Source organism: Streptomyces sp. NBC_01808 (assembly GCF_035917395.1).
GTDB lineage: Bacteria > Actinomycetota > Actinomycetes > Streptomycetales > Streptomycetaceae > Streptomyces.
Genome location: NZ_CP109072.1, coordinates 863,699 through 877,954, shown reverse-complemented (window position 1 = coordinate 877,954; position 14,256 = coordinate 863,699). Strand labels below are relative to the sequence as shown.

Annotated in this window: 11 protein-coding genes; 7 read left to right on the top strand and 4 right to left on the bottom strand. The window is 74.3% G+C overall.

What is annotated here, in order from left to right:
* Window positions 1–2 precede the first annotated feature (2 nt).
* From OG946_RS03485 to OG946_RS03465, 5 genes are all read left to right on the top strand, one after another.
* The gene (locus OG946_RS03485) at window positions 3–782 is read left to right on the top strand and encodes an MHYT domain-containing protein (protein ID WP_326794693.1); all 780 of its coding nucleotides are present in this window, start codon (window positions 3–5) and stop codon (window positions 780–782) included.
* Window positions 783–856: 74 nt separating this feature from the next.
* Window positions 857–3,952 (top strand): sensor histidine kinase, encoded by a 3,096-nt coding sequence (locus OG946_RS03480; RefSeq protein WP_326794692.1) that lies wholly within the window; start codon window positions 857–859, stop codon window positions 3,950–3,952.
* The gene (locus OG946_RS03475) at window positions 3,949–4,386 is read left to right on the top strand and encodes a roadblock/LC7 domain-containing protein (RefSeq protein ID WP_326794691.1); all 438 of its coding nucleotides are present in this window, start codon (window positions 3,949–3,951) and stop codon (window positions 4,384–4,386) included. Before OG946_RS03480 ends, OG946_RS03475 begins: the two co-directional genes overlap by 4 nt.
* An 18-nt stretch (window positions 4,387–4,404) precedes the next feature.
* The gene (locus tag OG946_RS03470; RefSeq protein WP_101425705.1) at window positions 4,405–4,824 is read left to right on the top strand and encodes a DUF742 domain-containing protein; all 420 of its coding nucleotides are present in this window, start codon (window positions 4,405–4,407) and stop codon (window positions 4,822–4,824) included.
* Window positions 4,805–5,419 (top strand): GTP-binding protein, encoded by a 615-nt coding sequence (locus tag OG946_RS03465; RefSeq protein WP_326794690.1) that lies wholly within the window; start codon window positions 4,805–4,807, stop codon window positions 5,417–5,419. Before OG946_RS03470 ends, OG946_RS03465 begins: the two co-directional genes overlap by 20 nt.
* A gap of 22 nt (window positions 5,420–5,441) precedes the next feature.
* Here OG946_RS03465 and OG946_RS03460 read toward each other — a convergent pair whose 3' ends face one another.
* Window positions 5,442–5,870 (bottom strand): PPOX class F420-dependent oxidoreductase, encoded by a 429-nt coding sequence (locus OG946_RS03460; RefSeq protein WP_326794689.1) that lies wholly within the window; start codon window positions 5,868–5,870, stop codon window positions 5,442–5,444.
* Window positions 5,871–5,976: 106 nt separating this feature from the next.
* Between OG946_RS03460 and OG946_RS03455 the strand changes: the two genes are divergently transcribed.
* The gene (locus OG946_RS03455; protein ID WP_326794688.1) at window positions 5,977–6,978 is read left to right on the top strand and encodes a DUF6397 family protein; all 1,002 of its coding nucleotides are present in this window, start codon (window positions 5,977–5,979) and stop codon (window positions 6,976–6,978) included.
* 7 nt (window positions 6,979–6,985) lie between these two features.
* Here OG946_RS03455 and OG946_RS03450 read toward each other — a convergent pair whose 3' ends face one another.
* Complete coding sequence (locus OG946_RS03450; RefSeq protein WP_326794687.1) at window positions 6,986–9,514, bottom strand: DEAD/DEAH box helicase; 2,529 nt, start codon at window positions 9,512–9,514, stop codon at window positions 6,986–6,988.
* A gap of 148 nt (window positions 9,515–9,662) precedes the next feature.
* Between OG946_RS03450 and OG946_RS03445 the strand changes: the two genes are divergently transcribed.
* Window positions 9,663–10,457, top strand: a complete 795-nt coding sequence (locus OG946_RS03445; RefSeq protein WP_326794686.1) for a metal-dependent hydrolase — start codon at window positions 9,663–9,665, stop codon at window positions 10,455–10,457.
* A gap of 146 nt (window positions 10,458–10,603) precedes the next feature.
* On the opposite strand, the gene OG946_RS03440 is transcribed toward OG946_RS03445, so the two are convergent.
* Window positions 10,604–12,385, bottom strand: coding sequence for an ABC transporter ATP-binding protein (locus OG946_RS03440; RefSeq protein ID WP_326794685.1), 1,782 nt, complete (start codon window positions 12,383–12,385; stop codon window positions 10,604–10,606).
* Window positions 12,382–14,220 carry an ABC transporter ATP-binding protein gene (locus tag OG946_RS03435; RefSeq protein WP_326794684.1) on the bottom strand — a complete coding sequence of 613 codons (1,839 nt, stop codon included), beginning with the start codon at window positions 14,218–14,220 and terminating at the stop codon, window positions 12,382–12,384. Before OG946_RS03435 ends, OG946_RS03440 begins: the two co-directional genes overlap by 4 nt.
* Between the last annotated feature and the right edge of the window lie 36 nt (window positions 14,221–14,256).

Here is a 14,256-nt window from a genome sequence, read left to right as displayed (position 1 = left end):
ACATGGGACACCTCGACCACGCAGCCTACGGGTGGCTGACACCCGTTCTCTCGTACGCGATGGCGTGCATCGGCGCCGCGCTCGGGCTGCGCTGCACCGTCCAGGCGCTGGCGGCCCCCACCGCCCGCTCCCGGCGCAACTGGCTGCTCACCGCCGCGTCCGCCACCGGGACCGGCATCTGGACGATGCACTTCATCGCCATGCTGGGGTTCACCGTCAGCGGCACCGAGATCCGCTACGACATCCCGCGCACGGTCCTCAGCCTCGTGGTCGCCATGGCCGTCGCCGGAGCCGGCGTCTTCGCCCTCGGCCGCCTCCGCGCCCGGGGCCCCGCCCTGCTGGTCGCCGGGCTCGCCACCGGGCTCGGCGTGGCCGCCATGCACTACATCGGGATGGCCGCCGTCCGCCTGCACGGCTCGATCGCCTACGACCTCCCGGCCGTGGCGCTCTCCATCCTCATCGCGGTCGCCACGGCCACCGCCGCGCTGTGGACCGCGCTCACCATCCGCTCCCCGCTTGCCGTGACCCTCGCCTCCCTCGTCATGGGGGCGGCGGTGACGAGCATGCACTACACCGGGATGGCCGCCTTGTCCGTGTCCGTGACGCCCTCGCCCGAGGCCCTGGCCGGGGCCACCGCCACCCAGTTCGTCTTTCCCCTGACCGTAGGACTCGGCTCGTACCTCTTCCTCACCTCGGCGTTCGTCGCGCTCACGCCGACCGCCGCGGAGCGTGCCGCCACCGTGTCCGCCCAGCGCCTGACCCGAACGCCCGGCGCCGTCTAGCCGGCCGCGCCGCGCCCGCACCCCGGCCGGACGGACCCCGCGGGGTGGGCCCCGCCAACCGATATGAGGTGGACATGCGAACCCCGGACAGCAACTCGCCGAGCGGCCCGTCCGGTACGCCGTCCGCACCCCCGGCCGAGCGGCCCGCCGGGCGCGGGGCGGGCGGGGCGGCGCCACCGGTGCCCGCGCCGGTGCGCGGCCGGAGGGCGCACGCGGGACCGCCCGCCGACGAGCCCGAGCCGCCGCCGGGGCCGAGCGCCTGGGAGCGGGCGTATCTGCCGGACGGAACGGGCGCGGAGAGCGCCGGGGAATCGGCGGGCTCCGGAGGTTTGAACGCGGGGGGTGCACAGAAGACGCCGGCGTACGGGCACCGCGGGCGGCGCCGGCGGTTCGGGCCCCGTACCGTACGCGCGCGCGTCATCTGCCTGCTGACCGTGCCGGTCGTCTCCCTGATAGCGCTCTGGGGCTACGCCACCGTCGGCACCGCGCAGGACGTCTCCCGGCTGCGCCAGCTCGAACAGGTCGAGACCGAGGTACGGCAGCCCCTTGCCGCCGCCGTCGCGGCGCTCCAGGACGAACGGCGGGCCGCCGCAAGCCATCTCGCCGGCCCCGGCGGCGACCACGGTGGCGCCTACGGCGCGGCGACCGTCCGCACCGACCGGGCCGTCGACCGGCTGCGGCTCGACGGCAGCCACACCGTCGCGGAGGGCGCCGACCTGCCCCGGGACGTCACCCGGCGGCTCGACGGCTTCGTCACGGGCACGGAGTCGCTGGGGCGGCTGCGTACCCAGGTGGAGGCCCGTACGACCGACTGGTCGCGGACGTACGAGAAGTACACCGCCGCCGTCGACCGCGCCTTCGGCGTCTCCGGCGCGCTCACCGGCATCCAGGGCGCCGAGGCGGCGTCCGAGGCCCGGGTGCTGCTGGAGTTCGGCCGGGCCGGCGAGATGCTCGCGCGCGAGGACGCGCTCCTGGCCGCCGGGCAGTTGCGCGGGTCGCTCAGCGCCGCCCACCACCGCGCCTTCGCCGACGCCGCGTCCGCCCGCGCCGCCCTGGAGGAGGGCTCGGCCGCCGACCTCGGCGGCGGTGAGGCGGAGGTGTGGCGGCAGGCCCGCGAGAGCAAGGCGTACCGCACCCTCGGCGAGCTGGAGGACGCCGTGGCCGCCGCGGACTCCGGCACCGCCGCCGTCGAGGCCGCCCCCGCGCGGGACTGGCAGGGCCCGTACGCGGACGTGGCCGGCGCCGTCCGCGCCGTCGGACGGGAGCACGCCGCGGAGGCCGACCGCACCGACCCCTTCACCGACGGCGTGCTCACCCCCTCGGGCGCCGCGGCCCTCTTGGGCCTCGCCGCCGTGGCCGCGGCTCTCCTCATCTCCGTACGGATAGGCCGCGGGCTGATCGTCGAACTCGTCGGCCTGCGCAACTCCGCCCTCGAACTCGCCCGCCGCAAGCTGCCGCACGCGATGCACAGGCTGCGCGCTGGACAGGAGATCGACATCGCCGGCGAGGCCCCCAGGGGCGACCCGGGCGACGAGGAGATCGCCCAGGTCGGCGAGGCGCTGACCACCGTGCACCGGGCGGCGCTGCGCGCCGCCGTCGAGCGGGCCGAGCTGGCGAGCGGCATCTCCGGGGTGTTCGTCAACCTCGCCCGCCGCAGCCAGGTGCTCGTCCACCGCCAGCTCGCGCTGCTGGACAGCATGGAGCGGCGCGCCGAGGACCCCGAGGAACTGGACGACCTCTTCCGGCTCGACCACCTCACGACCCGCATGCGGCGGCACGCCGAGAGCCTGATCATCCTCTCCGGCGCGGCCCCCGGCCGCGCGTGGCGGATGCCGGTGCCGCTGCAGAGCGTGGTGCGGGCCGCGGTCTCGGAGGTGGAGGACTACGCGCGCGTGGAGGTGCGGGCGCTGTCGGACGTGGCCGTGGTGGGCGCGGCGGTGGCCGACCTGACGCATCTGCTGGCGGAGCTGGTGGAGAACGCCGCGCAGTTCTCGCCGCCGCACACCAAGGTGCGGGTGTACGGCGAGCAGGTCGGCAAGGGCTACGCGATCGAGGTCGAGGACCGCGGCCTGGGCATGGGCAAGGAGGCGCTGGCCGCGGTGAACCGGCGGATCCGGCAGTCGGAGGCGCTGGATCTGTTCGACAGCGACCGGCTGGGGCTGTTCGTGGTGAGCCGGCTGGCGGCGCGGCACGGGATCCAGGTCAGCCTGCGGGAGTCGGTCTACGGGGGGACGACGGTGGTGGTGCTGCTGCCGACGGCGCTGCTGGAGGCGGCGGTCGAGGGGGCGGTGGACCCGGGGGCGAGGGCGGGGGCGCGGGGCGCGGCGGCGCGGCCGTTCTCGGGGGGGCTGGTGCCCGGGGTGCCCGGTGGGCCTGGCGGTTCCGGGGTGGCGGGGCTGGCGGGTGGTTCGGCGGCTCCGGGGTTGCCCGGGGTGCCGGTGCGGAACCGGGTGGACGGGGGCGGCTCCGGCGCGCACGGGGCGGAGAAAGGGGCGCGGGTCACGGAGAACGGGCTGCCGGAGCGGTGGGCCGGGCGGGCGCTGCCGGGGCCGTGGAGCACGGGGCCCGGGCCCGGAGGGCCGGCCGTCGGGCCGGTGGGTGAGCGGCCGGTGCTGGCGTCGCGGGAGGACGTGGTGCTGCTGCGGGCCCGGCTCGGCGTGGATCCGGCGGGTGGTACGGCGGACGTGGTGGACGGCGGCGCGGAAGGCGGTGACGGCGCGGGGGTGGCGGCTGTGGACGGGGAAGCCTTCGGCGGGCCCGGGATGTACGCGGGGCAGGCCGGGCAGGAGGCGGCTGCCGTCCAGGCTCCCGGGGACGTCACGGAGCTGCCCAGGCGCGTACGGCAGGCCAGCATGGCCCCGCAGTTGCGGCTGGAGCCCGGCTCCGGCGACGGCGGCACGCACACCGGGGAGCGTGCGGACGGCGCGGACGACGCCACGGACACCGGCGACGGGGCCGCCGGAGCGCGCGGGGAGCCCGGCGCCGCGGACCGCTCCGCACCGCGGGAGCGCACGCCGGAAGAGGCGCGCGCCCGCATGGCCGCGTACCGCAGCGGCTGGTTACGCGGCGGCGGCCTGCCCGCCGGCCGCACGTATGGCGGTGAACCGGGCGGCGGACGCCCGGAGCCGGACGAGACCGCGCACACGTCGAGGGAAGGGGAAAGCCCATGATCGAGCCGGACACGGTGCACACGCAGAGATCCGGGGGACTCGACTGGCTGCTGGACGACCTCGTCAGGCGCGTCGCCGACGTGCACCACGCCGTGGTGCTCTCCGGCGACGGCCTCGCGGTCGGCAACTCCAGAACCCTCTCCCGCGAGGACGCCGAGCACCTGGCGGCGGTCGCGTCGGGCTTCCACAGTCTCGCCAAGGGCGCCGGGCGGCACTTCCGCGCGGGCGGCGTACGGCAGACGATGGTCGAGATGGACGACGGCTTCCTCTTCGTGGCCGCGGCCGGGGACGGCTCCTGTCTTGCCGTACTCAGCGCCGCGACGGCGGACATGGGCCTCGTCGCGTACGAAATGGCCCGCCTGGTCGCACGGGTGGGCGAACATCTATACACCGCCCCGCGAACGGCCGCAGCGAAGCCGCGGAATCCGGGCTGAGCACGGCGGTGACACGTTATGACTGAAGATATGAGTGGCACCCCTCCGCACCACGGCAGTCACTGGTACGACGCCGAGGCCGGTCCGCTGGTCCGCCCGTACGCGATGACCGGCGGCCGGACCCGGCCGGTGACCACCACGGTGCGGTTCGACCTCATCGCGCTGATCGACCTGGAGGAAGAGGCGCTGGAGGCCGCGGGGAAGGAGGCCGAGACGTTCGGGCCCGAGCACCGGGCGCTCATCGACCTCTGCCGGATCGAGACCCAGTCCGTCGCCGAGCTGGCGGCGGAGACCGATCTGCCGGTCGGGGTGGTACGGGTACTCCTCGGCGATCTGGTCGAACTCGGCTGCGTACGGGTCAGCAGGCCCGTACCGCCGGCGCAGCTTCCCGACGAGATGATCCTGAGAGAAGTGATCGATGGACTCCGCGCCCTCTGACCGCAGGGTCGACGACGCGCTGGCGCTGAAGATCCTCATCGCCGGCGGCTTCGGGGTGGGCAAGACCACCCTGGTCGGTTCTGTCAGCGAGATCCGTCCGCTGCGCACCGAGGAGCAGTTGAGCGAGGTCGGCACCGCAGTCGACGACACCGGCGGCGTGGACGAGAAGACCACGACGACCGTGGCGATGGACTTCGGCAGGATCACCATCCGCGCCGGGCTCGCGGTCTATCTGTTCGGCACGCCGGGGCAGGACCGTTTCTGGTTCCTCTGGGACGAGCTGGCCACCGGCGCGCTGGGCGCGGTGGTGCTGGCCGACACCCGCAGGCTGCAGGACTGCTTCCCGGCGGTGGACTACTTCGAGCACCGCAGCATCCCGTTCATCGTCGCGGTGAACTGCTTCCCCGAGTCGCGCAGTTACGGCGCCCACGAGGTCGCCCGTGCCCTCGACCTCGACCAGGGCACTCCGGTCGTGCTGTGCGACGCCCGCGACCGCGACTCGGGGAAGGAGGTGCTGATCAGGCTGGTCGAGTACGCCGGGCGGGTGCACACCGCCCGGCTGCTCGACACGGTCGGCACGGAGCCCGTGGGGTGAGCGGGGCCCGGGGTACCGGGGGTCACTCGGCGACGCGGGCCTCGGAGACCACCCTGTCGATGGCGACCCGGACGAGGAGTTCGCCGGCGACGGCGTTGCGCGCGCCGTAGGTCTCGGCGAGTTCCCTGTCCACGTAGCGGGCGGCGATGACGGTGGCCCAGTGGCGCATCTCGTCCAGGTCGTCGCTGAGCCTCGCGCGGCCGGAGAGCACGGCGAACGAGTACGGATAGCTTTCGTCGTCGACGCAGAGGGTGGCCCGGCCGTCGCGCGCGAGGTTGCGGCCCTTGACGGTGCCGGCGCCGGTGTTGAAGACGAAGTCGTCGCCGTCGAGTACGAACCAGACCGGGGCCACGTGGGGGCTGCCGTCGGCGCGGACGGTGGCCAGCTTGCCGGTGCGGGTGCCTGAGGAGACGAAGGTGCGCCACTCTTCGTCGGTCATCTTCTCGCCCATGCGAGCACGTTATCCACAGGGGAGGCGGGGCGGGGAGCGACGCGCTAGAGTCGTCACTGAGAGTAATCGAGATGGCGCTTTTCGAGCGACGACGGGGGAGATGGTCATGGTGGTACGGACCGGGGCGGGCACGGGTGCGCGGACGGCTGGCGCGGCGGGCGAGCGGGCGGAGCCGCTGACGTTCGGCCGCGCGGCTGCGGAGCTGGGGCTGCTGCCGCGGGAGTTGGAGTTGGCGGCGCAGCTCGGGCTGGTGCCGACGGAGCCGCCGCAGCGGGCCGGCGGCCGGCGCCGGGTGGCACGGGCCGAGGTGGCGCGGCTGCGGGCGGAGGACGGCGCCGGGGGCGCCGGGCCGGCGGCTGCGCTGCGTGAGCGGCTGCGGCTGGTGGGGACGGCCGCGGGGGCGGAGGAGCTGGGCATCTCGTCCGTGCGCTTCACGCGGCTGGCGCGGGCGGGGTGCTTCGCGCCCGCGCGGTTCTATGTGAACCGGTACCGGGTCGTGGTCTGGCTGTATCTCGCGACGGAAGTGGAGCGGTTCGGGGAGCGGGAGCCCGGGCTGCTGCGCGGACCGCTGCCGCCGGCGATGCGGGCGGAGCTGGCCGAGGGCGCGGACGTACGGGCCCGCGGCTGGCGGCAGCGGCGGGTGGAGCAGTTGTTGTCGGAGCGGGTGGACCCGTGGGAGCGGGCAGGCGCGTATGCGGCGGTGCTGAGCGACGCGGAGCTGGCGGAGGAGGTGCCCGACGCCGGGGAGCGGGCGCGCGTCGTGGAGCACCGGGCGGAGCTGGTCGCCCCGGCGCGCGGCGGCAGCGAGACGGCCCGCCGGGCGGCGGAGGACGTGCTGCTGGCGGAGTCCGACGCGGAGGCCCTGGGGTACCGGCTGGGCCTGGCGGTGGAGCTCCAGGCCGCGCGGGTTGACTACGCCACCCCGCCCCCGTCCTTGTCCCCGGAAGCGTCCACGTCCCCGGCACCGCTTCCCGCCCCGCTCCCGGCTCCGCCTGCGCCCCCGGGCGGCGCCCCGCCCGCGCGGCCGGCGGGAGGCATCCGACCACGCCGCGGCAGCCTCAACTGGCTGCGACGGGGCCGCAGGCGCCGCACGGGCCTGCCGCGCTGACGGCAGGTCAGCCGGCCGCCTGGCTCAGCGGGCCGACGTCGGTGACGCGGAGGACGGCGCGGGCCTCGGCGTCGGAGGCGGTGAGATCCACCTCCGCGGAGATGCCCCAGTCGTGGTCGCCCTCCGGGTCGGCGAAGGTCTGGCGGACGCGCCAGAGAGCGTGCTCAGGGTCCTCCTCGATCCGCAGCAGCCGCGGCCCGCGGGCGTCAGGACCGGTGCCGATGTCCTCGTACTCCTCCCAGTACGCGTCCAGTGCCTCGCCCCAGCGCTCCGCGTCCCAGCCGGACTCCTCGTCCAGCGTGCCCAGCTCGTCCGCGTCGTCGAGCGCCGCAAGCTCCACCCGGCGGAACAGCGCGTTGCGAACGAGGACCCGGAAGGCGCGCGCGTTGGCCGTCACCGGACGCACCTGGTCGGCGTGCTCCATGGCCTGCTCGGCGGTCTCCTCAGCCGGGTTGGCCAGTTGTTCCCACTCGTCCAGCAGGCTGGAGTCGACCTGGCGGACCATCTCGCCGAGCCAGGCGACGATGTCCTCGAAGTCCTCGGACTTCCGCTCGTCCGGCACGGTGTGGTCCAGGGCCTTGTACGCGCTGGCCAGGTAGCGCAGCACGATGCCTTCGGTGCGGGCCAGTTCGTAAAAGGAGACGAACTCGCCGAAGGTCATGGCCCGTTCGTACATGTCACGGATGACCGACTTGGGGGAGAGGGGGTGGTCGCCGACCCACGGGTGGCTCTTGCGGTACAGCCCGTAGGCGTGGGACAGCAGCTCCTCCAGCGGCTTGGGGTAGCTGACGTCCATCAGCCGCTCCATCCGCTCCTCGTACTCGACGCCGTCCGCCTTCATCTCCGCGACCGCCTCGCCGCGCGCCTTGTTCTGCTGGGCCGCGAGGATCTGCCGGGGGTCGTCGAGGGTGGACTCCACGACGGAGACCATGTCGAGCGCGTAGGAGGGGGACTCGGGGTCGAGGAGGTCGAACGAGGCCAGCGCGAAGGTCGACAGCGGCTGCTGGAGGGCGAAGTCCTGCTGGAGGTCGACGGTCAGCCGCACGATGCGGCCCTGCGCGTCCGGCTCGTCGAGCTGCTCGACCACACCACCGTCGAGGAGGGAGCGGTAGATCGCGATGGCGCGGCGGATGTGCCGGAGCTGCTTCTTGCGCGGCTCGTGGTTGTCCTCCAGCAGCCGGCGCATGGCGGTGAAGGCGTTGCCCGGGCGGGCGATGATGGACAGCAGCATGGCGTGCGTGACGCGGAAGCGGGAGGTGAGCGGTTCTGGATCGGCGGCGATGAGCTTCTCGAAGGTGTTCTGCGACCAGTTGACGAAGCCCTCGGGCGGCTTCTTGCGTACCACCTTGCGGCGCTTCTTCGGATCGTCGCCGGCCTTGGCGAGCGCCTTCTCGTTCTCCACGACGTGCTCCGGCGCCTGCGCCACCACCAGCCCGGAGGTGTCGAAGCCGGCCCGCCCGGCCCGGCCGGCGATCTGGTGGAACTCGCGGGCCCGCAGGGTGCGCACCCGGCTGCCGTCGTACTTGGTCAGTGCGGTGAACAGCACCGTGCGGATGGGCACGTTGACGCCGACGCCGAGGGTGTCGGTGCCGCAGATGACCTTCAGCAGCCCGGCCTGCGCCAGCTTCTCCACCAGCCGCCGGTACTTGGGCAGCATCCCGGCGTGGTGGACGCCGATGCCGTGCCGGACGTAGCGGGAGAGCTGCTTGCCGAACCGGGTGGTGAAGCGGAAGTTGCCGATGAGGGCGGCGATCTCGTCCTTCTCGGCGCGGGTGGACATGTTGATGCTCATCAGCGCCTGTGCCCGCTCCACCGCCTGCGCCTGGGTGAAGTGCACGATGTAGACGGGCGCCTGCCGGTTCTCCAGCAGCTCGGTCAGGGTCTCGGTGAGCGGGGTGGTGCGGTACTCGTACGACAGCGGGACGGGCCGGGTCGCCGAGCGGACCACCGAGGTGGACCGGCCGGTGCGCCGGGTCAGGTCCTCCTCGAAGCGGGAGACGTCGCCCAGCGTCGCGGACATCAGCACGAACTGCGCCTGCGGCAGCTCCAGCAGCGGGATCTGCCACGCCCAGCCGCGGTCCGGCTCCGCGTAGAAGTGGAACTCGTCCATCACCACCTGGCCGATGTCGGCGTCCTTGCCGTCGCGCAGCGCGATGGACGCCAGCACCTCGGCGGTGCAGCAGATGACGGGCGCGTCGGCGTTGACGGAGGCGTCGCCGGTGAGCATGCCGACGTTCTCCGTGCCGAAGATCTTGCACAGGTCGAAGAACTTCTCCGACACCAGCGCCTTGATCGGCGCGGTGTAGAACGAGACCTCGTCCCGGGCCAGCGCCGCGAAGTGCGCACCGGCCGCGACCAGCGACTTTCCGGAGCCGGTGGGGGTGGACAGAATCAGGTTCGAGCCGGAGACGACTTCGATCAGAGCCTCTTCCTGCGCCGGATAGAGGGAGATGCCCCGCTCCTCGGTCCAGGAGGAGAACGCCTCGAAGAGGTCGTCGGGGTCGGCGGTGGGCGGCATCTGATCGATAAGGGTCACCCGACCATACTGCCCTCCGCCGCCCCGGAAGTGTGAACCCCCGGTACGTGTGAAGATCACCCGCGCTAGGCTGTGCCGCCGACGGGCGGAGCCTGTGGGGCCAACGGCCGTTCGCCACACGGGCGGACGAGGGGTGGGGGAGCTTTTCATGATGGGTCCAGCGCACTCGCTTTCGGGGGCGGCGGCGTGGCTGGGGGTGGGCGCGGCGGCCACCGCGACGGGCCACGAGATGCCCTGGCCGGTGCTCGTCGTCGGCGCCCTCATCTGCGCCGGCGCGGCCCTCGCCCCCGACCTGGACCACAAGTCCGCGACCATCTCCCGCGCCTTCGGCCCGCTGTCCCGCATCCTCTGCGAGGTCATCGACAAGCTCTCCGCCAGTGTCTACAAGGCGACGAAGAAACGCGGCGACCCCCGCCGCTCCGGCGGCCACCGCACCCTGACGCACACCTGGCTGTGGGCGGTCCTGGTCGGCGCCGGCTTCTCCGCGCTCGCCGTCCTCGGCGGCCGGTGGGCGGTCCTCGGGATCCTCTTCGTCCACATGGTGCTGGCCATCGAGGGCCTGCTGTGGCGGGCCGCCCGGGTCTCCAGCGACGTCCTCGTGTGGCTCCTCGGCGCCACCAGCGCCTGGATCCTCGCCGCCGTCCTCGACCAGCCCGGCAACGGCTCCGACTGGCTCTTCACCGAACCCGGCCAGGAGTACCTGTGGCTGGGCCTGCCCATCGTCCTCGGCGCCCTCGTCCACGACCTCGGCGACGCCCTCACCGTCTCCGGCTGTCCGGTCCTGTGGCCGATCCCGGTGGGCCGCCGGCGCTGGTACCCGATCGGCCCGCCGGACTTCATGCGCTTCCGCGCCGGAAGCTGGATCGAGCTGAAAATACTGATGCCGGTCTTCATGCTCGCCGGCACCGCGGGCGGCCTCACCGCGATGGGCGTCATCGGCTGAGGCCGCGTCTCCCACCAGGCACATCCAGGAGCAACGCCACCGCATCGCGGATCCGATCGGGCATCGACGGCACGCGAGGGAGTACCTCACGCCGGGCGGCGCGGAGACCCGCCCCGGGCGCGTGGACCGCACGCGGCCGGGGCCGGTCAGCCGTGCCAGGAGCGCCAGAGGGCGGCGTAGGCGCCGTCTGCCGCGACCAGTTCGTCGTGGCTGCCGAGTTCGCTGATGCGGCCCTCCTCGACCACCGCGATGACGTCCGCGTCGTGCGCGGTGTGCAGGCGGTGGGCGATGGCCACGACCGTGCGGCCGTCCAGGACCTTCGCCAGCGACCGCTCCAGGTGCCGCGCCGCCCGCGGGTCGAGCAGCGACGTCGCCTCGTCGAGGACCAGCGTGTGCGGGTCGGCCAGCACCAGCCGGGCGAGCGCGATCTGCTGCGCCTGGGCCGGGGTGAGGGCCGTGCCGCCCGAGCCGACCTCCGTGTCCAGGCCGTCGTCCAGCGCCCGGGACCACTCGCCCGCGTCGACCGCGCCCAGCGCCGCCCACAGCTCCGCGTCGCTCGCCTCGGTACGCGCCAGGCGCAGGTTGTCGCGCAGCGAGCCGACGAAGACGTGGTGCTCCTGGTTGACCAGCGCCACGTGCTCGCGTACCCGCTCGGCCGGCATCCGCGCCAGCTCCGCGCCGCCGAGCCGGATCTCGCCGCGCCGCGGCGAGTAGATCCCGGCCAGCAGCCGCCCCAGCGTCGACTTGCCCGCGCCCGAGGGCCCGACCAGCGCCAGCCGGCTGCCCGGCTGCAACCGCAGCGAGACGCCGTGCAGCACGTCCGCCCCCGCGCGGTAGCCGAAGCGGACCTCGTCGGCGTGGACGTCCCGGCCGCCCGGCCGCACGGCCGCGTCGCCGTCCTCCTCCTCGATGTCCCGTACGCCCACCAGCCGGGCCAGCGACACCTGGGCCACCTGGAGTTCGTCGTACCAGCGCAGGATCATGCCCACCGGCTCGGTGAGCATCTGCGCCAGCAGCGCGCCCGTCGTCAGCTCGCCGACGCTCATCCAGCCCTGGAAGACGAACGCGCCGCCGATCAGCAGCACCGAGCCGACCACGACGACGTGCGTGGCGTTGAAGACGGGGAAGAACATGCAGCGCAGGTAGAGCGTGTAACGCTCCCACGCCACCCATTCCTTGACCCGCCGGTCGGACAACGCGACCCGGCGCGCGCCCAGCCGGTGCGCCTCCACCGTGCGCCCCGCGTCCACCGTCTCGGAGAGCGCCGCGGCCACGGCGGCGTACCCCGCGGCCTCCGAGCGGTACGCGCTCGGCGCCCGCTTGAAGTACCAGCGGCAGCCCGCGAGCAGCACCGGCGCGGCCAGCACCACCGCCACCGCCAGCGGCGGCGCCATCACCACCATGCCGCCGAGCACCAGCCCGACCCACACCACCGCGATCGTCAACTGCGGCACGGCCTCGCGCATCGCGTTCGCCAGCCGGTCGATGTCCGTGGTGATACGGGACAGCAGATCGCCGGTCCCGGCCCGCTCCAGCACGCCCGGGGGCAGGCCCACGGACCGCACGAGGAAGTCCTCGCGCAGGTCCGCGAGCATCCGCTCGCCCAGCATCGCGCCGCGCAGCCGCACCAGCCGGATGAAGACCGCCTGCACCGCCAGCGCGATCGAGAACAGCACCACCGCGCGCGTCAGATGGAGGTCCTCGACCCCCGCGGACAGGTCCTCGACCAGGCCGCCCAGCAGGTACGGGCCGGCCATGGAGGCGATGACGGCGATCGCGTTGACGGCGATCAGCAGCAGGAACGCCGTCCGGTGCCGGCGCAGCAGCTCCGCCACGTAGCCGCGCACGGTCGCGGGCGCGCCCACCGGCAGGGTGGTCGCGGTGCGCGGCGCGGCCGGGTCGTACTCCGGCGGTCGCACGCCGATCATGCGGTCTCCTCCATCATCTGCGGCACGCCGCCCTCGTCGCGTACGGCAGGTTCGCCTTCCGGTACGCGGCCGGGCGCCTGCTTCTCGTCGTCCGTCTCCCGGGTGACCACGGCGCGGTACGCGACGTCGCCGTGCAGCAGTTCGCGGTGCGGCCCCTCGGAGACCACCGCGCCGTCCTGCACGAACACCACCGTGTCCGCCCGGTCCAGCAGCAGCGGGCTGGAGGTGAACACCACCGTCGTACGGCCCGCGCGGATCTCCCGCAGCCCCTCGGCGATACGCGCCTCGGTGTGCGAGTCGACCGCCGACGTCGGCTCGTCCAGCACCAGCACCTCCGGGTCGGCCACCAGCGACCGCGCCAGCGCCAGCCGCTGGCGCTGGCCGCCGGAGAGCGACCGGCCGCGCTCGGTGATCGGCGCGCCCATCGGTGCCCCGTCGCCGTCCGGCACCGCGGCCGCCGCCTGCGCCAGCGCGGTCAGCACGTCGCCGCACTGCGCGGCGGCCAGCGCGGCGGCGGGCTTGACCGAGCCGGACGCGGGTACGTCCAGCAGGTCGGCCAGCGTCCCGGACAGCAGCATCGGGTCCTTGTCCTGCACCAGCACCGCCGTCCGCGCCCCCGCCAGCGGCACGTCGTCCAGCTCCATGCCGCCGAGCCGCACCGACGGCAGCTCGCCCGGCTCCGCCGGGTGCCCGCCGAGCCGGTCGGCGAGCCGCCCCGCGGCGTCGGGGTCGCCGCACACCACGGCGGTCAGCCGGCCGGCAGCGGCACGCAGCCCGGTCGCCGGGTCGTGCAGCTCGCCGCCGAGCGGGCCGTGGTCGGTGCCGGTGCCGCCGGTCGTGGTGCGGGCGAGCCCGAGGACGCGGGCGGCGCGCTTGGCGGACGGCCGGGAGAAGGAGTACGCCATCGCCAGCTCGGCGAAGTGGTGCATCGGGAAGAGCAGGAACGTCACCGCCCCGTAGACCGTGACCAGCTCGCCGACCGTGATCGTCCCGTTCCGCGCGAGCCCCACCCCGTGCCCGACGACGACCACCAGCAGCACCCCCGGCAGCGCCACCTGCACGGCGTGGATCAGCGCCCACATCCGCGCGCTGCGCACCGCCGCGGTCCGCACCTTCTGCGACGCCTCCCGGTACCGGTCGAGGAACAGCTCCTCGCCGCCGATGCCGCGCAGCACCCGCAGGCCCGCCACGGTGTCCGCCGCCAGCTCGGTCGCCCGGCCCGCCTTGGCCCGCTGGTCGTCGGCGCGGCGGGTGGCGTACGGCAGCAGCGGCAGCGGCGCGAGCGCCAGCACGGGCAGCGCGACGGCGACGAGGAGGCCCAGCTCGGGCGCGTAGACGACGAGGCCCGCGGTGACGGCGAGCGCGGTGAACAACGCGGCGGTGAACCGCGAGAACGACTCGACGAACCAGCCGATCTTCTCCACGTCGCCCGTGCTCACCGCGACCACCTCGCCGGCCGCCACCCGCCGGGTGAGGATCGAGCCCAGGTCGGCCGCCTTGCGGGCCAGCAACTGCTGGACCCGGGAGGCGGCGGTGATCCAGTTGGTGACGGCCGCGCGGTGCAGCATGCTGTCGCCGAGCGCCATCAGCGCGCCGAAGGCGATCAGCAGCGCGCCGGCGACCGCGAGCCGCCCGCCGTTCCGGTCCACGACCGCCTGCACGGCCATGCCCACGGCCAGCGGCATCGCGCCGAGGGGCAGCATCCACACCAGGCCCCAGAGCAGCGCGGCCACCTGGCCGCCGAGCTGCATGCGGCCGAGCCAGACGAGGAAGTGGCGGCCGGATCGGACGTCGGGTTCACCGGGGTCCGTATGCGGCAGGTCGCGCAACTGCATGGCATCCCAAAATGGTCGTCTCGGGTGTGGGGTGAG